The sequence below is a fragment of the Streptomyces sp. NPDC046712 genome, from assembly GCF_040645695.1.
GTDB lineage: Bacteria > Actinomycetota > Actinomycetes > Streptomycetales > Streptomycetaceae > Streptomyces.
This window is the reverse complement of sequence record NZ_JBEYYW010000012.1, coordinates 178629-197112: the sequence shown is the minus strand read 5'-3', so window position 1 is coordinate 197112 and position 18484 is coordinate 178629. Positions and strand designations below refer to the sequence as shown.

Sequence of the window (18484 nt, the reverse complement as noted above, 5' to 3'; positions counted from 1 at the left end):
CGGAATCGCCGGGCCGTGTACCGACGGACCGTCACCCGGAATCCCCGCCACGGGTGAAGGTGCCGAGCCCCTCGGTGTTCAGGTACTCGACGGTGAAAGACTTCCCGTCCGGGGTGAAGGTGACCCCGGTGCGACCGACGGCGTTCTCCCCGGCGGTCTCGAAACTGAACGTGTCGCCGTCGTAGTGCGTCAGCCGGTACGACTGGGGCTTCGGGCCCAGACGGAGCGTCAGGACGCCGTCCGCACCGGCGACGACCTCCGCCCGCCCGTAGTAGTCGCTCTCGTACGTACCCGCGTAGGTGTCGGCGGCCTTCGCGGGCGCGGCACCGGAGGGCGGACGGGCGTAGTCGGTCTTCGACCGGCCCGCCTCCGCCTCCTGCTGGTACAGCGCGTCGACGATGGGGATCCAGTCGCGGCTGATCTCGCCGGTCTGCGCGATGTCGAAGAAGTCGAGGGCGACGGCGTCCGCGACGCCGACCGGTGAGGTGTTGGTGAGGACGACGATGCCGAGCTGCTCGCCGGGCAGCATCGTCACGTTGGTGTGCGCACCCTGGGCGAACGCTCCCGTGTGCGAGAGCCTGAGCCGGCCCTCGTCGTCGTAACTCACGTTCCAGCCCAGGCCGTAGAAGCCGGGGTCCGGCCGGCCGGGGCGCCGGGCGGGTTGGCGACCGCCTCGGGCCAGTGGGTGCGCTCCAGGGCGTCGGCACCGATGATCTGCTTGCCGTCGAGCTTGCCGTTCGCGAGCTGCAGCCGTAGCCAGGTCGCCATGTCACGGGCGGTGGAGCTGACCCCGCCGGCGGGTGACTGGGCGTCCGGGTCCCGTACGAACTGCGCCTTCCAGGCTCCGTCGACCTCGACGTGGCCCTACGCGCGGTCGGAGGCCTTCTCGTAGTCCTCGAAGCGAGAGCTGGTGGAGTTCATACCGGCCGGCTTGTAAAGGGTGTCGGCGGCGAGCTTGTCCCACGGCACGCCCTTCTCGTCGGCGACGGCCTGAGCCGCGGCCGTCAAACCGAAGTTGGTGTAGGCGTAGCTCGCGCGAAACGGGGCGAGGGGCTCGTAGCGCAGGTGGGACAGGATGTACTCACGGTCGTAGCCGAGGTCTTCGAGGAGGTCCCCGGCGTGGTCGGGAAGACCGCTGCGGTGCGAGAAGAGGTCGGCGACCGTCACGTGGGAGGTGACCCACGGGTCCTTCAGGCGGAAGTCCGGCACGTTCGGGGCGACGGGTTTGCTCCAGCCGTCGACGCCCACGGCTCCGGAGACGATGGTGGAGGCGATCGGTTTCGAGACGGAGGCGAGCTGGAAGACGGTGTCCGCGTCGACAGGGGGCTTCTCGCCGGCCTTCCGTACGCCATACCCCTTGAGCTGGAGCACTTCGCCGTTGTGGACGACGGCGACGGCCACGCCCGGCACTCCGGTGCGTTTCATGGCCGCCTCGACGACTCCGTCGAGGCGGTCGACGGCCCGGTCGACATCCGCGTCGTCGAGCTGGGCCGGGGGCTGGGCCGGGGGCGGCGAGGGTCCGGGGGCCGTGGCGCCCAGCAGCGCCGTCAGCCCGGCCGCGGCAAGCAGTCGAAAGGGGCTCACGTGTCCCATTCAAAGGCCTGCGCCGGAGTCTGTCGCGCGGTGCCCGGCGCACTGCCGGAATCTCGGGCCTTCGGACTTCGCCCCCCGACATCAGGGCACGGAGGGGGACGTTCCGAATGCGGGCCCACCCGGCCTGGGCGCTGTTGCTCCCGGCGGCGGCGGGCCGTACCGGCGCGGGGCGTGGTCGGGCGCTTCAGGCGGCGCTGCGCGAGGCGGTGCGCACGGCCAGGCTGACGGCGGGGACGTGGCTGCGGCAGGGCCGAACGGGGGCCGACTCCGGTCTGTTCACGCGGGGTTCGTGTGCGCGCCGCCCCTGACCGCTAGGCATGGGAGCGCCACAACGGACCCACCCGGCTCAGAACTTGGAGGCGCCTCGATGTCCCACTCCGTCCCCGGCCGCCCGTCCCCTGCCCGCCGCGGCGTGCTGCGCGGCTCGCTCGCCGCGTCGGCGGCGCTCACCCTCGGTGGCGCCGCGGCCGCCGCCCCGGCGCTGGCGCTCTCGGGACGGCCACGGGCCGCGTGGGGTGTCCAGACAGGCGACGTGACCGCCTCCTCGGGGCTGGTCTGGGTCCGTGCGGACCGGCCGGCCCGGATGATCGTGGAGACCTCGGCGAGCGAATCGTTCCGCCGCACCCACCGCCACCTCGGTCCGCTGCTCGGCGCGGGCACCGACTTCACCGGGACGACGGCGCTGCGCGGACTGCCCGCGGGCGAGCAGATCCACTACCGGGTCACGCTCGCGGACCCGGACGACCCGCGCCGTACCGGCGAACCGGTCGTCGGTACCTTCCGCACGGCTCCGGCGCGACGCCGCGAGGGGGTGCGCTTCCTCTGGTCGGGCGACATCGCCGGGCAGGGCTGGGGCATCAACCCGGACATCGGCGGCTTCCGGGCGTACGAGGAGATGCGCCGGCTGAACCCGGACTTCTTCCTGTGCAGCGGCGACACGATCTACGCGGACGGCCCCATCCAGCCGAGCGTGACGCTGCCCGACGGCCGGGTCTGGCGGAACGTCACCACACCGGAGAAGGCGAAGGTCGCCGAGACCCTGGACGAGTACCGCGGCAACTTCCGCTACAACCTCCTGGACCACAACGTGCGCGCCTTCAACGCGCAGGTCCCGTCGATCGTGCAGTGGGACGACCACGAGGTCCGCAACAACTGGTACCCCGGCCAGATCCTGGACGACGCCCGGTACACGGAGAAGGACGTGGACGTGCTGGCGGCCCGTGCCTCCCGGGCGTTCGCCGAGTACTTCCCGGTGTCCACCCTCCACGCGCGCGGGGAGTCCGCGGAGGGCCGGATGCACCGGGTGGTGCGGTACGGACCGCTGCTCGACGTGTTCGTGCTCGACATGCGCTCGTACCGCAACGCCAACTCCCCCGGTCGGCAGGCGGACGACACCACCGGCATTCTCGGTGCGGAACAACTTGCTTGGATCAAGCGGGAGTTGAGCCGGTCTCGGGCAGTGTGGAAGGTGCTCGCCGCGGACATGCCGCTGGGTCTCGTCGTCCCCGACGGTTCGGCGAACATCGAGGCGATCGCCCAGGGCGACCCGGGCGCCCCGCTCGGCCGGGAGCTGCAGATCGCGGAGCTGCTGCGGTTCATCAAGCACCGGAGGATCACCGGCACGCTGTGGCTGACCGCCGACGTCCACTACACCTCCGCCCAGCACTACGCCCCCGAGCGCGCCGCGTTCCAGGACTTCGCCCCGTTCTGGGAGTTCGTCTCCGGTCCGCTGGCCGCGGGCGGCTTCCCGGCCAACAAGCTGGACGCCACGTTCGGGCCCGAGCGGGTCTTCGTACGGGCACCGGAGCGGGCGAACCTCTCGCCGATGGAGAGCCCGCAGTACTTCGGCGAGGTCGACATCGACGGCGGCAGCGGCGAGCTGACCGTCCGGCTCCGGGCGGAGGGCGGAACTGTCCTGTTCAGCAAGGTACTTCAGCCGGGTCGCGTCGGTCAGTGAGACCACTCCCGCTCGTTGCCTCGGCGGCATTTACTTGCCATAGTGGAAAGTACTTGCCGCCGAGCACGAGGGGGATGGTCATGTCCGGATACACGGACGCGGCGCAGGCATTGCACCGGTCACGCGCCATGGAGGACGCGGTACGCCGCCGCAGTGGCTGGTACCGGCGATATCTGCTGGTCTTCGGAGCCACCCAACTCGCCCTGGTGCCGACGGTCCTGCTGTGGCGGAGCCCGCTCGTGGTCGCCGTGTCGATGACGCTCTACGCGCTCGTCGTGGCCGGCTTGAGCGCGTACGCCGCCCGTCAGCGGGCCGTGCGGCGGGGCTTCGGACTGCGGCACGGGCTCGTCATCGGAACGTGGGGCGCGCTGTACGCGGCGGCGCTGGTTCTCGGGCTGAATGTGTGGTCGGGCAGCGTCCCCTTCGCCGTGGTCGCGGCCGTCGGCTGCGCGCTGCCGCCCGCGGTCGGGGCCTGGCTGGAGACGCGGAGGCCGACGGCGTGACCTCCAAGGAGAAGCAGGGCGCGCACCCACGCCACGACCTGGAGCCGCTGCTGACGTCGCCGGTGCGGCTGTCGGTCGTGGCGGCGCTCGCGCCCCTGGACAAGGCGGAGTTCTCGTTCGTACGCGACCTCGTGGAGGTGACCGACTCGGCGCTGTCGAAGCAGGTCGCTGCGCTGGAGGAGGCCGGTCTCGTCTCGGTGGGCAAGGGCCGGGTGGGGCGCCGGCCCCGGACGTGGCTGGCGCTGACGGCCGAGGGCCGGGCCGTGTACCGGCGTCATCTGGAAGCGCTGCGGGCGATCGCCGGGGCGTGAGCGGGGCGGTCGTCGGCAGGACGTGGCGCGGCTCAGGGGCATGAGCGGGAAGGCCGCCGGCGGCCGAGCTGGACGGTCGCCGGCAGGCGTGGCGCGGCTCAGGCTGCGGCCGAGGTCGATTGTCAGTGGGGGGTCCTACCGTCCTTTCCATGACGCGATCCGTACAGGCGCTCGCCTATTCACGCCCGTCCGCCCTGGAGTCCTCCGGGGCCGGTCGGCTGCTCGGCCTGGAGACCTCCGGCGGGCTGACACCCGCCGGGGCCGAGGCGCATCCCCGGTTCTTCTCCGGCTTTCTGACGTCCCCGCAGATCGCCGCGCGCGGGCTGCTCGCGGTCGCGGACGTGGCGGCCGCCCGCTACTACCAGCGGATACGGCCGGGGTCACTGGACCCGGTCGTGACGGGGAACGGCGACCGGCTGCGGTTCGAGTCGTTCTCGGGATGCGGCGGCGTGTACGCACGCCTCGACGTGCTCAGCGAGGGGCTCGACGGCGCGGAGACGGGACACGGCACCACCAATGTCGACGTCAACAATCCGCTGCGTGAGGCCCTGTCCCGTATGACGGGAAGCGATCCGCTGCATCTGCGGGTCGGCCCGGACGAGTTGGCGGTGACCACCCTCGAGGGTGCGGTCGTCGAGAAGAAGGTCCCGCTGCCCGACCGCTGGCTGCGCGGCTTCGCCGAGGCGCAGGTGGCCTCCGCCGGATTCGACCTGCGCGCGGAGCTGACGGGTCCGGAGGCGGTGCGGTTCCTGCGCTCGCTGCCGCGCTCGCAGGGCCGCGGTGCCGGTCCCCTCTGGGTCGTCCAGACCGGCCGCACCCTGCGACCCACCACCCGGCCGGTCGCGGGCGCCGTCTGCCTGCCAGGTCCCGAGCGGCTGGTGGCGCTGGAGCGGGTGCTGCGGCACGCGACCGCCCTGCGGGTCTACGGGCCGGTGCCGGACGGGGTCGCCACCGCGAGCGCCTGGGAGGTGACGCTGCCGGGGATGCGGCTCACGCTCACTCTGTCGCCCGACGCCTCCCGGGGCTTCTCCGGCGAGGGCGGCGTCCTGGAGGCACTGGCGACCGAGGAAGCCGCGCAGGACGCGGAGCTCGTCTCGGTGCTGCTGGCCTGGGAGCCGCGCATCGACCTCGCCGAACTGGCCGCGCAGGCGGGCCTCTCGGTGGACCGGGTACGGGCGGCGCTGACCCGTCTCGGCACGGCGGGCCGGGTCGGCTACGACGTGGCCGACGCGGCGTACTTCCACCGGGAACTCCCGTACGACGCGGACCGCGCCGAGCGGCACAACCCCCGTCTGGTGGCCGCGCGTGCCCTGGTCGCGGAGGGGGCGGTCGTGCTCGACGGCGAGCTCGCGGCGGTCACCTCCGGCGAGCGGCGCTACCAGGTACGGGAGTCCGGCGGAGTGCTGAGCTGCACCTGCCAGTGGTGGGCGGACTACCGGGGCCGCCGGGGACCGTGCAAGCACGCGCTCGCGGTGCGGATGGCCCGCCGCGGCGCGATGACCGTGGTCGCCGGAGGCGCGCGATGAGCGGCGGGAACGAGGAGATCATGGTGAAGGCGCTGCTGGGAGCGGTCCGCGAGGGACGGGCCGAGGACGTTCCGGGGCTGCTGAAGGAGCTGGGGCCCGCCGGCCGGAAGGCGGCACTCCCGGAGGTCAAGGCGCTGCGGACGGAGGTCCGCGGCTGGAGCTGGGATCGCTGGGACGAGCAGACGAAGGTCCAGCGCGCGCTGCGGATCGCCGGAGCGGGGTGTCACACGGGCGCGGCGGCCGCGGCGGCCTGGATCGGTGGCCGCGATCTGTCCGACTGGGGCCGCTCGACCACGCAGCTGGTCCTGGAGGTGCTCGCCGACCGGGAGCCGGCATGGCTGGGCGACCTCGCCCAGCGGCTCGCCGAGCGGCCTGCCGTGGCGCAGGGCGAGTACCGGCTCGTCCACGAACTGGTCGTCCGGTCCGGCTGCGCCGTGCCGACGACGGACGGCTACATCCTCGGCTGGACGGCCGAGATGACCGACCGGAAGCTTCTGGAGCTGCTGCGGGCCGACCCGCAGACCCCCATCCTGGTACCGCGGATCTTCGACATGATCGAGACCCCCGACCGGCTCACCTGGTCGGCGGGACCGGAGGCCCCCACCCACTGGCCCACCGCGCTCAAGGCGCTGGCCGACGAGGGCGTCCTCGACCGCGCGGGCCTGATCGACGGCTGCGTCGCGCGGCTGCTGCGCGGCGGGAGGCCCCGCGATCTACGCTTCCCGCTCACCCTGCTCCAGCTTCTCGGCACGGATACGGAGGAGCGGCGCGGGCGGACGGCCGAATGGATCGGGATGGCGGCCGACGCGCCGTCGCCGGTCGCGGCCTATGCGCAGGAGGTCCTGGCGGGGCTCGCCGCGGAAGGGTCGCTCACCGTTCAGGATCTCGTCGAGATGTCCGGGCCGGTGCTGTTCCGCACGGAGAAGAAGCTGGTGCGGGCCCAACTGTCGCTGCTCGCCAAGGAGCTGCGGCGCCTGCCCGGCGCGGCGGCCGAACTGCTGCCCGTGGTGGCCGATGCGTTCGGGCACGCGGACACCGGCATCCAGGAGCGGGCGCTGAAGCTGGTCGGCCGGCACCTGGCGACGGTGGACGGGCAGGTGCGCGAGGAACTGGCGGCTGCCGCGGCCTCCTTGAGCCCGGCGCACCGGCAGGCGGCCGAGGAGCTGTTCGGGGCGGCGACGGACTTCGGCGACGACGTTCCGTACGAGGAGATCCTTCCTCCGGTTCCGGAGCTGCGGCGCGTGGCGGATCCCGCCGGCACGGTCGCCGAGTTGGTCGAGGATCTGGTGGCGGTCTCCAAGGGCCGCACGGACGCGCCCGAGGAGTTCGAGCGCGCGCTGGACGGTCTCGTCCGTCATGTGCATCGTCATCGTGAGGAGCTGACCGGAGCGGTGGCGGCCGCGTTCGCCGACGCGTTCTGGATGGAGAAGTCGCCGGACGGACGCCTGCGGGATCCCTTCGGTCACGGCACCTATGGTGTGGACGTCGTCCTCGCCGCCCTGATGGGGATGGTGCGGCCCGCGCGGATCCGCGGTGCGCTGGTTGACGGGCAGAGCCCTTCCGGCTGTGTGCACCGCGCCATGGACAGGGTGGTCGACGCCCGACTGTGGGAGGTCGCCTCCCTGATCGGTACGGATCGGATCCCGTTCCTGCTCGCCGCCCCCACCTGGCACACCGGGGCGATCGATCCGTCGGTGCTGGTCCGACGGCTGCGGGACTACCGGGACGCGGGGATCGAACCGGCCCCGGCCGACCTCGCGCAGGCGCTGCTACGGGTCCGCAAGGCCGATCCGTCCGCCCGGGACGCGGCGGTGGCAGCCGCGGAGCTCGGCACCCGGGCCGGTGAGCGGCTGGCCGACTGGCTGACGGCGGACGCGTCCCTGGCGCCCGGTGTGCGGTTCCTGACCCGCGGCCGCGACGAGGGGGACGGAAAGTGGTGGCTGGCGGACCGTCTCGTCCTGAAGATCCGGGAACGGCGGGCCGTACGCGAGGAGTTCCCGCCGGCGTTCCAATGGCTGGGCGGCGCCACGACCGAGGTCAACCACCGCTGCCACCACTGGGGCGGCGAGCGGCAGAACTGGCCGGGCGTCCTGCCGGACGACCGGGAGACCTTGGCGACCTGGCTGCTGCCCGTCCTTGCCGGCGGGGCCGAGTGGGACGAGCGCGGAGCGGCCTGGGGTCTGACGGCGCTGGTCGAGTGCGAGGGGCCGATCGGTCCGGCGACGCATCTCGCGGTGGCGATCGGCCTCGGCGGCCGGCACGCGGAGGACCGGTTGACCGCGGTCGACGCGCTTCTCGTCCTGGCCGCGCGTGGCGATCTCGACGCTCCCCGGCTGGGCGAGACGCTGGCCGGGCTCGTGGGCGAGGGCACGGTGAAGCCCAACCGGCTCGCGGACGCTGCCCGTACGGCTGCCGCCACCGGTGCGTACGCCACCACGTGGGCCGTGCTGTCGGGTGCGCTGCCCGCTCTGCTGGCGGCGGAGAAGCCGGTGCGCGGACTCGGTGAACTGGTGGCCGTGGCCGCCGACTGCGTGGAGCGGTGCGGGGCGACGGCCGGGATGACGGGTCTCGACGCGGTCGCCGAGCGCGGCGGCTCCTCCCAGCTCGTGGTCCAGGCCCGGCGGCTGCGGAAGGCACTGCGGGATCCGTCCGTCCAGCTCGATCAGGCCGCGTCGTAACCGGCCGAAAACCGCCGCTAAGGCCGCAGATCGGCGCTTAACCCGTCAGTCACAAAGCGTTCGTGATCACGCAACACCGTTGGGTCAGAGTGAGGTCATGACTGATGTGACTTCTGCGAAGAGTGCCCGCCGCCCCCACCACTGGCGGCGGGACCTCATCGAGCTGGCCGCCCTGTTCACGGCCGTGGTGGTGGCCGACACGATCGCCAAGACCGTCGTCCGCGGCGCCGAAGGTCCGTACATGCTGGTGTTCTCGGCGATCGCCCTGATCGCCACCGCCACCTTCCACACATGGTGGGCACGGCGTCACAGCCATGCGCCCCCCGCCAGTGATCCCGGCGGCAGCGGGCGCACCCCGCTGCCGGCGGCCACCCGTACCGACGACGGCGAGCCCGTCGAGACCTCCCTCTGGCGGATGCGGACCACGGTCCGCGACACCCCGGGCAGCCTGGCCGCGCTGTGCACGGCGCTGGCCCGCCACGAGGTCGACATCCTGACCCTGCAGACCCACCCGCTCGCCGAGGGCACCGTCGACGAGTTCCTGCTGCGCGCCCCGACGGCACTCCAGGCCAACCAGCTCACCCGCGAGATCGCGGCCGCCGGCGGAAGCAACACCTGGATCGAGCGCGCCGACGCCCACGACCTCGTGGACACCCCGACCCGGCTGCTCGGTCTCGCCACCCGTACCGCCCTCGACGCGGCCGAACTCCCGCTCGCCCTGCGTCAGCTGCTCGGACGCTGCACCATCCACTCCCTGCCGGCCGTCTCCCTGACCGGCCGCCCCACCGGCGAGACCGCCCCGGTCGAGGGCGTCCTGGAGGAGACGGTGATGCGGCTGCGCGACCCGAACGGCGGGGCGATCACGATCGAGCGGCCCTATCTGCCGTTCACCCCGACCGAGTTCGCCCGAGCCCGCGCGCTCGTCGAACTCGACGCCCGCCTCGGCCCGCGCATCCCGCGCAGCCACGACGTCCTCACCCTGCCCGAGGGCAACGAGATCACGGTCCGCCGCGTCGACCAGAGCGACCTGGCAGCGGCCCGCGCCATGCACGACCGCTGCTCCGAGCGCACGCTCGGCCTGCGCTACCACGGGCCGGTGGGCGACGCCGACCGCTATCTCAACCACCTCCTCAGCCCCCGCTTCGGCCGCACCCTGGCCGTGCAGACGGCCTCCGGCCGGCTCGTCGCCCTCGGCCATCTGCTGTGGGACGGCGACGAGACGGAGGTCGCCCTGATGGTCGAGGACGACTGGCAGCGCCGGGGCATCGGCTCCGAACTGCTGGGCCGGCTGGTCGCGATGGCCGTCGAGGCGGGATGCGAGAGCGTCTACGCGGTGACCCAGTCCTCCAACACGGGCATGGTCGCCGCGATGCGGGCGCTCAACCTCCCCCTCGACTACCAGATCGAGGAGGGGACCCTCGTCATCACCGCACGGCTCGGGGCGACTCCGACGCGGAGCCGTCTGTCGTACGAGGAGTACCAGCAGGCGGAGCGCTGAGCGCCTGGGTCAGGTCCCGCCACAGGTCCTCCACGTCCTCGAGCCCGACCGACATCCGCAGCAGCCGGTCACTGACGCCCGCGTTGCGCCGGTCTCCCTCGGCCACGATCCGGTGGCTGATGGAGGCCGGGTGCTGGATCAGGGTGTCGACGCTGCCGAGACTGACCGCCGGCGTGATCAGCCGTACGCCGGCGATCACGTCGTGCGGGTCTCCGTACACCTCGAACGAGACCATCGCGCCGCCCACCCTCGGGTAGTGGACCCGGGCGATGCGCGGATCGGTGGCGAGCCGCCGGACCAGCTCCGCGGCCGTCGAGGAGGCCGCCCGCACCCGTACCGCCAGGGTGGAGAGCCCGCGCAGCAGCAGATAGCCGGCCAGCGGATGCAGCACACCGCCGGTCGCGAACCGCACCTGGCGCAGCATGCGGGCGAACTCCTCGTCGCAGGCGACGACGCCGCCCATGACGTCGCCGTGCCCGCCCAGGTACTTGGTCGCGCTGTGCAGCACGATCCGTGCCCCGTGCTCGACCGGGCGCTGGAGCACCGGGGTGGCGAAGGTGTTGTCCACGAGCAGCGGCACCGAGCCGCAGGCGTGGGCCACGGCGCGGATGTCGACCTCGGCGAGGGTCGGGTTGGCGGGGCTCTCCACCATCACCAGACCGGTGTCCGGGCGGATCGCATCGGCGATGCCCGCCGGATCGGTCCAGGTGACCTCGGTGCCGAGCAGGCCGGCGTTCAGCAGGTGGTCGCTGCAGCCGTACAGCGGCCGGACGGCCACCACGTGGCGCAGCCCGAGGCTCGCCCGTACGAGCAGCACGGCGGTGAGCGCCGCCATGCCGCTGGCGAAGGCCACGGCGGAGTCGGCGCCCTCCAGCCGGGCGAGCGCCGTCTCGAAGCGGGCGGTGGTGGGGTTGTCCAGGCGGGCGTAGACGGGCGGCCCGTCGAGCTGGGCTCCCGTGGTCGCGAACTCGTCGATCCGGGCGGCCTCGGCCCGGGTGTCGTACGAGGGGTAGGTCGTGGACAGGTCGATCGGCGGGGCGTGCAGGCCGAGCCCCGCGAGATCTTCACGGCCGGCGTGCACGGCTTCGGTGGCCAGCGCCCTGGGGGTGGAGGCGTCATAGTCCATGTACATGGCGGCACTGTGAACGGATACCGGAAAGTAGCATCGAATGTCCGTGCTACGTTCGGCGGATGGCCGATTCTGTCGTACTGGACCCGGTCGATCTGCACATACTTCGCCTCCTGCAGAACGACGCCCGGACCACCTATCGCGAACTCGCCGCCGAGGTCGGCGTGGCACCGTCCACCTGCCTGGACCGGGTGGCCAGGCTGCGCCGCACGGGAGTGATCCTTGGGCACCGGCTACGACTGGATTCGGCCAAACTCGGCCGAGGGCTCGAAGCGCTCCTCCTTGTCCAGGTCCGCCCACACCGGCGTGAACTCATCGGTCCCTTCGTCGACCGCATTCGCGCGCTTCCGGAGTCCCGGGCGCTGTTCCATCTGACCGGCCCCGACGACTATCTCGTGCACGTGGCCGTGGCCGACCCCGCCGACCTGCAACGACTCGTGCTCGACGAGTTCACCTCGCGCCGCGAGGTGGCCCGCGTCGAGACCCGGCTGATCTTCCAGCAGTGGGAGTGCGGCCCTCTTCTCCCGCCCTCTCCGGCCGCTCATTTGTCAGCCGACTGAGATCGATTGAGGGTGACGCGAGGACGGTGGAGGCACGAGGATGAACCTCATGCCAGAGACTTCCAGCAGCGCGCTGCCCCGCCAGGTCGCCGACACCTACGTCGACGCACTCATCGCACTCGACCCGATCACCGGTACATACCTGGGAGTCAAAGAGAGCGCCGGCCTCCTTCCCGACTTCTCGCCGGCCGGACAGGAGGCGGTGGCCGATCTCGCCCGCCGCACCCTGGCCCTGCTCGACGAGGCCGAGCGGCGGCCCGGCGCGGACACCGATGCCGAACGGCGCTGCGGCCGACTGCTCCGGGAGCGGCTGACCGCCGAACTCGCCGTCCACGAGGCCGATGAGGGCCTCTGTACGGTCAGCAACATGCGGTCCCCCGCGCACAGTGTGCGGATGGTGTTCACGGTGATGCCGACGGAGACCGAGGAGGACTGGGAGGCCGTGGCACAGCGGCTGCGCGCGGTTCCGGCGGCCCTGGAGGGCTACCGCGCCTCGCTCGCCCTCGGTCTCGAGCGCAAGCTCCTGGGCGGCCCCCGGCCGACAGCGACCTTCATCGACCAGCTGACCGAGTGGTCCGGTTCGGACGCCGAAGGCCGCGGCTGGTTCGAGGAGTTCGCCGCCGAAGGGCCGGAGTCCCTGCGTACGGAGCTCGCGGCGGCGGCCCGTGTCGCGACCGAGGCGATCGCCTCGCTGCGGGACTGGATGCGCGAGGTGTACGCCCCGGCGGTCGCGGGCGCGCCCGACACGGTGGGCCGCGAGCGCTACCAGCGGTGGTCGCGCTACTTCAACGGCACGGACCTGGACCTCGACCAGGCGTACGCGTACGGCTGGTCCGAGTACCACCGTCTCCTCGGCGAGATGCGCGTCGAGGCGGAGCGCATCCTGCCCGGTTCCGGTCCCTGGGAGGCGCTCGCGCACCTCGACGTCCACGGCACCCACATCGAGGGCGTCGAGGAGGTCAGGGTCTGGCTGCAGAGCCTGATGGACGAGGCGATCGAGGCGCTCGACGGCACCCACTTCGAACTCGCCGAGCGGGTGCGGAAGGTGGAGTCGCACATCGCGCCGCCCGGCGGCGCCGCCGCGCCGTACTACACCGGCCCCTCGGAGGACTTCTCCCGGCCCGGACGCACCTGGCTGCCGGTCGACGGCCAGACCCGCTTCCCGGTGTACGACCTGGTGTCGACCTGGTACCACGAGGGCGTCCCGGGCCACCACCTGCAGATCGCCCAGTGGGTGCACGTGGCCGACCGGCTCTCCCGCTACCAGGCGACGATCGGCGGGGTCAGCGCCAACGCGGAGGGCTGGGCGCTCTACGCGGAGCGGCTCATGGACGAGCTCGGCTTCCTGCCGGACGCCGAACGGCGGCTCGGCTATCTGGACGGGCAGATGATGCGCGCCTGCCGCGTGATCGTCGACATCGGCATGCATCTGCGGCTGGAGATCCCCGCGGACTCGCCCTTCCACCCCGGAGAGCGATGGACGCCCGAGCTGGCGGAGGAGTTCTTCCAGCAGCACTGCAGCCGTCCGCCCGCCTTCGTCGCGAGCGAGATGACCCGCTATCTCTCGATGCCGGGCCAGGCGATCGGCTACAAGCTGGGCGAGCGTGCCTGGCTGCTCGGCCGCGCCAACGCGCGGGCGGCGCACGGCGACGCGTTCGACGCGAAGGCCTGGCACATGGCGGCGCTGTCGCAGGGCCCACTGGGTCTCGACGACCTCGTGGACGAGATCTCGCGCCTGTGACGCATCGCCGGGAGGGCAGGTGGGCCGGGTGTGGAATCCGGCCCGCTTCCCGTTCCGGACGGTGAGAACTCCCCGGGCCTGCCTTGATCGTCCGGGGATTCCCCTGCACGATCTCGCTCATGACCGCATATGCACCGGACGCCACCGACTGGCGCATCCTCGAGGCCCTGCAGACTCAGGGGCGGGCCAGCTTCGCCGAGCTGGCGCGGGCCGTCTCCATGTCCGCCTCCGCCGTGACCGAGCGGGTGCGGCGGCTCGAGGAGGCCGGGGTGATCGCCGGATACACGGCGGTGGTGGACCAGGAACGGCTCGGTCTGCCGATCCTGGCCTTCGTCCGGCTGCGCTACCCCAACGGCAACTACAAGCCGTTCCACGATCTGATCGAGACCACCCCGGAGGTCCTGGAGGCGCACCATGTGACCGGCGACGACTGCTTCGTGATCAAGGTCGCCGCCCGGTCCATGAAGCATCTGGAGGAGATCTCCGGGAAGGTCGCCACGCTCGGCTCGGTGACGACGAGCGTCGTGTACTCCTCGCCCCTCCCCCGGCGCGCCATCAGCCGCTGAGGCCGCCGAGGTCGCCTCCCGTACGGAGCTTCACGGCCGAGCCGTGCCGCTCCTTGACCACCTCCAGCTGGGCCGGGACACGGCGGCGGAGATCCGCGACGTGGCTGACGATGCCGACGCTGCGGTCCCGTTCGCGCAGGGAGTCGAGGACGTCGAGCACCTCGTCGAGGGTCTGGTCGTCCAGGCTGCCGAAGCCCTCGTCGATGAAGAGGGTGTCGAGCCTGACGCCGCCGGCCTCGTCGGTGACGACGTCGGCGAGGCCGAGCGCGAGCGCCAGCGAGGCGAAGAAGGTCTCGCCGCCGGAGAGGGTGGCGGTGTCGCGCTCGTTGCCGGTCCAGGCGTCGACCACGTGGAGGCCCAGGCCGGCGCGCCTGCCGCCGGAGCGGGCGTCGGAGTGGACCAGGGTGTACCGGCCGGAGGACATGCGCTGGAGACGGGCGGTGGCGGCGGCCGCGACCTGTTCGAGCCGGGCCGCCAGCACGTACGACTCCAGGCGCATCTTCCGCTCGTTCTCGGCCGAGGTGCCGGCGGTGAGTCCGGCGAGCCGGGCGACGCGTTCGTACTCGACGCGGAGCGGCCCGAGGCGGCGGACCTCGGTGTCGGCCTCGTGGGAGAGCCGGGACAGCTCGGCATTCCGGTCGCGGACGGCGGCGAGGGCCGAGGTGGCGTCCCGCAGGGCCCGTTCGGCCGCGGCGTGCGCGGCCTCGGCGGATGCCGGGTCGGCGGGCGGGAGGTCGGCGGCGGCCCGCGTCCCGGGCTCGGCGAGCCGGTCGGCCACGGCGGCGGCCTCCGCCTGCCAGGCGTCGAGGCGGTGCTGGAGGGCGCGGCGCTCGCCGTCCTCCAGGAGCGCGGCGGCGGCCTGGGCCGGGGTGTCGAAGCCGGCGCGGAACGCGGCGTCGGCGAGCCGGTCGTCGGCCTCCTTGAGCCGCTGGGCGGTCAGATCCACGGTGCGGACGGTCTCGGCCGCGTCGACCAGGATGGCGATCTTCCGCTCGAGGCGCGAGGCGTGCTCGGCGACGCTCCCGGATTCGCCCCGGCCTCTGACCAGCTCGGTGTCCAGGGCGGCCTGCTCGCGGTCGAGCGCCTCCCGCTGCGAGGTCCGCCCGGCAACCCGCCGCTCGGCGTCCCGCTGCGCGCCGGACCGGGTCTCGTACTCCCGCTCCGCCCGCGCGAGCGCCTCACGCGCGCCGTGCGTCTGCGCGGCGAGCGCATGCGCCTCGGCGTGCCGCCGCGCCAACTCCTCGACCTCTCGGGCCAGTTCGGTGACGGTGGGCTCGGCCACTTCCGCCGGGATCTGCCTGCCGGCCACGGAAGCGCCGCCCTCGCGGTCGCCCGCGGTGCCGCTCGGGGCCCGCCCGACGGAGGCGTGCGGGACGGACGGCTCGCCGTCGACGGGCGTGTGGCCCGTATTCGAGGTGGCGGTGGTGCTTCTCGTGAGGACCCCTGCGACCGGATCCGCGTCGGCAGAGGTGCGGCCCTGCGTCGGGATCGTGGGGCCCGGCCCCGCCAGGACCTCCGCGCGGGCCGTGGACCAGGACGCGCGGGTGACCGCGAGTTCGCGTTCGGCCGTGGTGCGGGTCTCCTCGGCGTGGGTGAAGGCTGCGTAGGCCGCGTCCTCCGCGGTGCGGTCGACGTGGTCGGCGCCCGTGCGGGCGGGGGCCGGATGGTCGGCGGAGCCGCAGACCTGGCAGGGGGCGCCGGGGGTCAGGGCGGCGGCCAGTTCGGCCGCGATGCCCTGCAGACGGCGGGACTTGACGTCGAGCCAGGCCTCGTGGGCCGCGTTGCGGCGCTCGCGGGCCTCCGTCAGCCGGGACTCGGCCGTGCTCGTCCGCTCGGCGAGGTCGTCGCGGCGGCGGGCCGCGGACAGCCTGCGACGGGCGGGTTCGAGGCGGCCGGCGAGGTGTTCGGCGCGGGCCGCGGCCTCCTGGGCCGACTCGATGCGCGCCGTCAGCTCCGCCCGCCGCGCGTCCCACCCGGCGAGCCAGCCGCCCGCCTCCTGGAGGGTCTCCTCGTCGGCGCGGGCCTGGCGCTCCAGGACGGCGCGCTCCTGGGCGATCTCCGCGCTGCGCCGCTCGGCCCGCCGCGCGGACTCGAGTCCGCCCAGCTCCTCGCGCAGCCGGCGTTCCAGGGCGGACAAGTGCTCCGCGCCCGCGTCGGCCAGGTCCGCGGGCAGCCTGCCGCGGCTCTGCTCGCGGGCCGCGCCCGCCGCCGCGTGCTCGCGCTCCGCGTCGGCCCGCAGGCCGAGGGCGGGCGCCACGCGGTCGGCCTTGCGGGCGCGGTCCAGCGTGGCTTCCCAGGCGTCCCGCTCGGAGCGGCGCGCCTCGAGCTCCTCCTGCCGTCGCCGCGCCTCGGCGTACCGCGCCTGACGGGTCGCCAGGTCCCGCTCCGCGTCCAGCGTGTGACGGGCCGCGGCCTGTCGTGACTCGGCCGCCGAGACGGCCGAGTCGGCGATGTCGAGCGCCTCGCGCGCCTCGGAGCGGGCCACGGCGGCGAGGGTCTGGACGGCCTCGGCGAGCCCGGGCTCGCCGGGCCGCTCCTCGACCACGGCACCGCCGGTGACCTGCGCCATCCGGTGGGCCAGCGCGAGCAGCCGCTCGTCCCCGTCCCGTACCTGCTGCTCGGCGGCGCGCCGCAGATCGGCGAGTCGCTCCTCGACGGCCGCGAACCGGCGGGTGTCGAAGAGCCGCCCGAGCAGCTTGCCGCGCGCCTCGGCGTCGGCCCGCAGGAAGCGTGCGAAGTCGCCCTGCGGAAGGAGGACGACCTGGCAGAACTGCTCCCGGCTCATGCCGACGAGCTGGGTGATCTCCTCGCCGATCTCCTGGTGGGAGCGGCTGAGTCCGGTCCACTCCGCCGTGCCGGCGTCGTACTCCCGCAGCCAGCTCTGCGCCTTCTCGGTCGTGAAGCCGCCGCCCCGCTTCTTGGGGCGCGGCTGGGCCGGCCGCCGGGTGATCTCCAACCGCCGCTCCCCCACGGTCAGTTCGAGCGTGACCTCGGTGTACGTCCCCACGGGGGCGTGGTCGCTGCGGAGCGAGGCTCCCGGGGACTGCCGCGCGCCGGGCACGGCGCCGTACAGGGCGTAGCAGACGGCGTCGAGGACGGAGGTCTTGCCGGCGCCGGTCGGTCCGTGGAGCAGGAAGAGCCCCGCGGAGGACAGGGCGTCGAAGTCGATCTCCTGGGTGGTCCCGAAGGGCCCGAACGCGGTGACGGAGAGGCGGTGGAGTCTCACCGGGCCCCCACCTCGCGCTCCCGCTCCGCCGCGTCCACCCGCACGTCGTCGAACGCGCCGTACAGCACGGTCCGTTCGGCGCCATCAGGTCCGGCGCCGCCGCGCACGTGGGCCACGAAGTCCTCCGCGATCTGCTGATCGCTCCGGTCGCGCAGCCGCTGCGCGTACGAGGCGAACGGATCGTTCTCGGTGCGCTCGGGCTCGAAAACCAGGTTCAGGGTGTGCGGGAAGCGTTCGGTGAGCCGAGCCATGGGATCGGACGGCCGCACGGGGTCCGTGAGGGTCGCCTCGACCCAGGACTCCTCGTGGCGTACGAGGGCGGGGTCGGCCAGCAGGTCGTCCAGTCGGCCCCTGATCCGGGCGAGGGCCCGGGGCACCGGGCAGTCGACGCGCTCGGCGGCCTCGATCCCGCCCTCCGGTCCGAGGTCGATCAGCCACATGCTCTTGCGGTGGTCCGCCTCGGAGAAGGAGTAGGCGAGCGGGGAGCCGGAGTAGCGCACGCGCGGGGTGACGGTCTGGCTGCCGTGCAGATGGCCGAGGGCCACGTAGTCGACCCCGTCGAAGACGCCGGCGGGTACGGCCGCGACGCCGCCGACGGTGATGTCCCGTTCGCTGTCGCTCGGTTCGCCGCCCGCGACGAACGCGTGGGCGAGGACCACGGAGCGGGTGGAGGCGGGCCGCTCGGCGAGGTCGGCGCGGACCCGGTCCATGGCGGCGCCGAGCACCGCCTCGTGTCCGGCCTTGGCGGCGCCCAACCGCTCGCGGACCAGCGCCGGTTCGAGGTAGGGCAGGCCGTACAGGGCCACGTCTCCGTGGGCGTCCGTGAGCACGACGGGCGTGCCGACCCCGGCCGGGTCCGTACGGAGGTGGATTCCGGCGCGCTCGATGAGACCGGCGCCGACGCCGAGGCGGCGCGCCGAGTCGTGGTTCCCGGAGATCATGACGGTCGGCACGCCGGCCTCGGCGAGCCGGTGCAGGGCGGTGTCGAAGAGCTCGACGGCCGGGAGCGGCGGCACGGCCCGGTCGTAGACATCCCCGGCGACCAGGACCGCGTCCACGTCGCGCTCGCGCACCGTCGCCACCAGGTGGTCGAGGAACGCGGACTGGGCGTCGAGCAGGCTCACCCGGTGGAACGACCGTCCCAGGTGCCAGTCCGACGTGTGCAGGAATCTCATGATCGAGGAGCGTATCGGTGG

The 18484-nt window shown here is 73.3% G+C and carries 12 protein-coding genes and 1 pseudogene; 9 read left to right on the top strand and 4 right to left on the bottom strand.

Translation table 11 applies throughout. The features are described 5' to 3' along the window. Positions 1 to 31: 31 nt before the first annotated feature. Positions 32 to 1593: pseudogene (locus ABZ939_RS18280) on the bottom strand (serine hydrolase). Between the two features lie 367 nt (positions 1594 to 1960). Here ABZ939_RS18280 and ABZ939_RS18275 point away from each other — a divergent pair. The 6 genes from ABZ939_RS18275 to ABZ939_RS18250 all read left to right on the top strand — a co-directional run bounded on the left by ABZ939_RS18275 (position 1961) and on the right by ABZ939_RS18250 (position 10066). Continuing rightward, on the top strand, positions 1961 to 3550 hold the full coding sequence (locus ABZ939_RS18275; RefSeq protein ID WP_361855592.1) for an alkaline phosphatase D family protein: 1590 nt from the start codon (positions 1961 to 1963) through the stop codon (positions 3548 to 3550). Between the two features lie 80 nt (positions 3551 to 3630). Further along, entirely contained in the window at positions 3631 to 4053 is a 423-nt protein-coding gene (locus ABZ939_RS18270) for a hypothetical protein (protein WP_361855589.1), read from the top strand. Continuing rightward, the gene (locus ABZ939_RS18265; protein WP_361855586.1) at positions 4050 to 4364 is read left to right on the top strand and encodes a transcriptional regulator; all 315 of its coding nucleotides are present in this window, start codon (positions 4050 to 4052) and stop codon (positions 4362 to 4364) included. Before ABZ939_RS18270 ends, ABZ939_RS18265 begins: the two co-directional genes overlap by 4 nt. 149 nt (positions 4365 to 4513) lie before the next feature. Next, positions 4514 to 5890 (top strand): SWIM zinc finger domain-containing protein, encoded by a 1377-nt coding sequence (locus ABZ939_RS18260; RefSeq protein WP_361855583.1) that lies wholly within the window; start codon positions 4514 to 4516, stop codon positions 5888 to 5890. Continuing rightward, positions 5887 to 8568, top strand: a complete 2682-nt coding sequence (locus ABZ939_RS18255) for a DUF6493 family protein (protein ID WP_361855580.1) — start codon at positions 5887 to 5889, stop codon at positions 8566 to 8568. Before ABZ939_RS18260 ends, ABZ939_RS18255 begins: the two co-directional genes overlap by 4 nt. 97 nt (positions 8569 to 8665) lie before the next feature. Then, positions 8666 to 10066 carry a GNAT family N-acetyltransferase gene (locus ABZ939_RS18250; RefSeq protein WP_361855577.1) on the top strand — a complete coding sequence of 467 codons (1401 nt, stop codon included), beginning with the start codon at positions 8666 to 8668 and terminating at the stop codon, positions 10064 to 10066. Here the strand turns inward: ABZ939_RS18250 and ABZ939_RS18245 are convergent. After that, on the bottom strand, positions 9993 to 11192 hold the full coding sequence (locus ABZ939_RS18245) for a PLP-dependent transferase (protein WP_361855655.1): 1200 nt from the start codon (positions 11190 to 11192) through the stop codon (positions 9993 to 9995). The two genes, ABZ939_RS18250 and ABZ939_RS18245, sit on opposite strands and share 74 nt — an antisense overlap. 65 nt (positions 11193 to 11257) lie before the next feature. Here ABZ939_RS18245 and ABZ939_RS18240 point away from each other — a divergent pair, with 65 nt between their 5' ends. From ABZ939_RS18240 to ABZ939_RS18230, 3 genes are all read left to right on the top strand, one after another. Then, complete coding sequence (locus ABZ939_RS18240; protein ID WP_361855574.1) at positions 11258 to 11755, top strand: Lrp/AsnC family transcriptional regulator; 498 nt, start codon at positions 11258 to 11260, stop codon at positions 11753 to 11755. A 49-nt stretch (positions 11756 to 11804) separates the two neighbouring features. Then, complete coding sequence (locus ABZ939_RS18235) at positions 11805 to 13496, top strand: DUF885 domain-containing protein (protein ID WP_361855571.1); 1692 nt, start codon at positions 11805 to 11807, stop codon at positions 13494 to 13496. Positions 13497 to 13615: 119 nt separating this feature from the next. After that, a complete protein-coding gene (locus tag ABZ939_RS18230) occupies positions 13616 to 14062 on the top strand; it encodes an Lrp/AsnC family transcriptional regulator (RefSeq protein WP_361855568.1) in 447 nt (148 codons plus the stop codon). On the opposite strand, the gene ABZ939_RS18225 is transcribed toward ABZ939_RS18230, so the two are convergent. Next, positions 14052 to 17288, bottom strand: a complete 3237-nt coding sequence (locus tag ABZ939_RS18225) for an SMC family ATPase (RefSeq protein ID WP_361855565.1) — start codon at positions 17286 to 17288, stop codon at positions 14052 to 14054. The genes ABZ939_RS18230 and ABZ939_RS18225 overlap by 11 nt on opposite strands. Then, positions 17285 to 18463, bottom strand: coding sequence for an exonuclease SbcCD subunit D (locus tag ABZ939_RS18220; RefSeq protein WP_361855562.1), 1179 nt, complete (start codon positions 18461 to 18463; stop codon positions 17285 to 17287). Before ABZ939_RS18220 ends, ABZ939_RS18225 begins: the two co-directional genes overlap by 4 nt. Positions 18464 to 18484: the final 21 nt, after the last annotated feature.

Bases quoted from the DNA above. Each gene is read 5' to 3' on its own strand.
- ABZ939_RS18245 (WP_361855655.1), bottom strand. From the start codon at position 11,192: ATGGACTATGACGCCTCCACCCCCAGGGCGCTGGCCACCGAAGCCGTG.
- ABZ939_RS18255 (WP_361855580.1), top strand. From the start codon at position 5,887: ATGAGCGGCGGGAACGAGGAGATCATGGTGAAGGCGCTGCTGGGAGCG.
- ABZ939_RS18270 (WP_361855589.1), top strand. From the start codon at position 3,631: ATGTCCGGATACACGGACGCGGCGCAGGCATTGCACCGGTCACGCGCC.
- ABZ939_RS18235 (WP_361855571.1), top strand. From the start codon at position 11,805: ATGCCAGAGACTTCCAGCAGCGCGCTGCCCCGCCAGGTCGCCGACACC.
- ABZ939_RS18240 (WP_361855574.1), top strand. From the start codon at position 11,258: ATGGCCGATTCTGTCGTACTGGACCCGGTCGATCTGCACATACTTCGC.
- ABZ939_RS18230 (WP_361855568.1), top strand. From the start codon at position 13,616: ATGACCGCATATGCACCGGACGCCACCGACTGGCGCATCCTCGAGGCC.
- ABZ939_RS18250 (WP_361855577.1), top strand. From the start codon at position 8,666: ATGACTGATGTGACTTCTGCGAAGAGTGCCCGCCGCCCCCACCACTGG.
- ABZ939_RS18220 (WP_361855562.1), bottom strand. From the start codon at position 18,463: ATGAGATTCCTGCACACGTCGGACTGGCACCTGGGACGGTCGTTCCAC.
- ABZ939_RS18275 (WP_361855592.1), top strand. From the start codon at position 1,961: ATGTCCCACTCCGTCCCCGGCCGCCCGTCCCCTGCCCGCCGCGGCGTG.
- ABZ939_RS18260 (WP_361855583.1), top strand. From the start codon at position 4,514: ATGACGCGATCCGTACAGGCGCTCGCCTATTCACGCCCGTCCGCCCTG.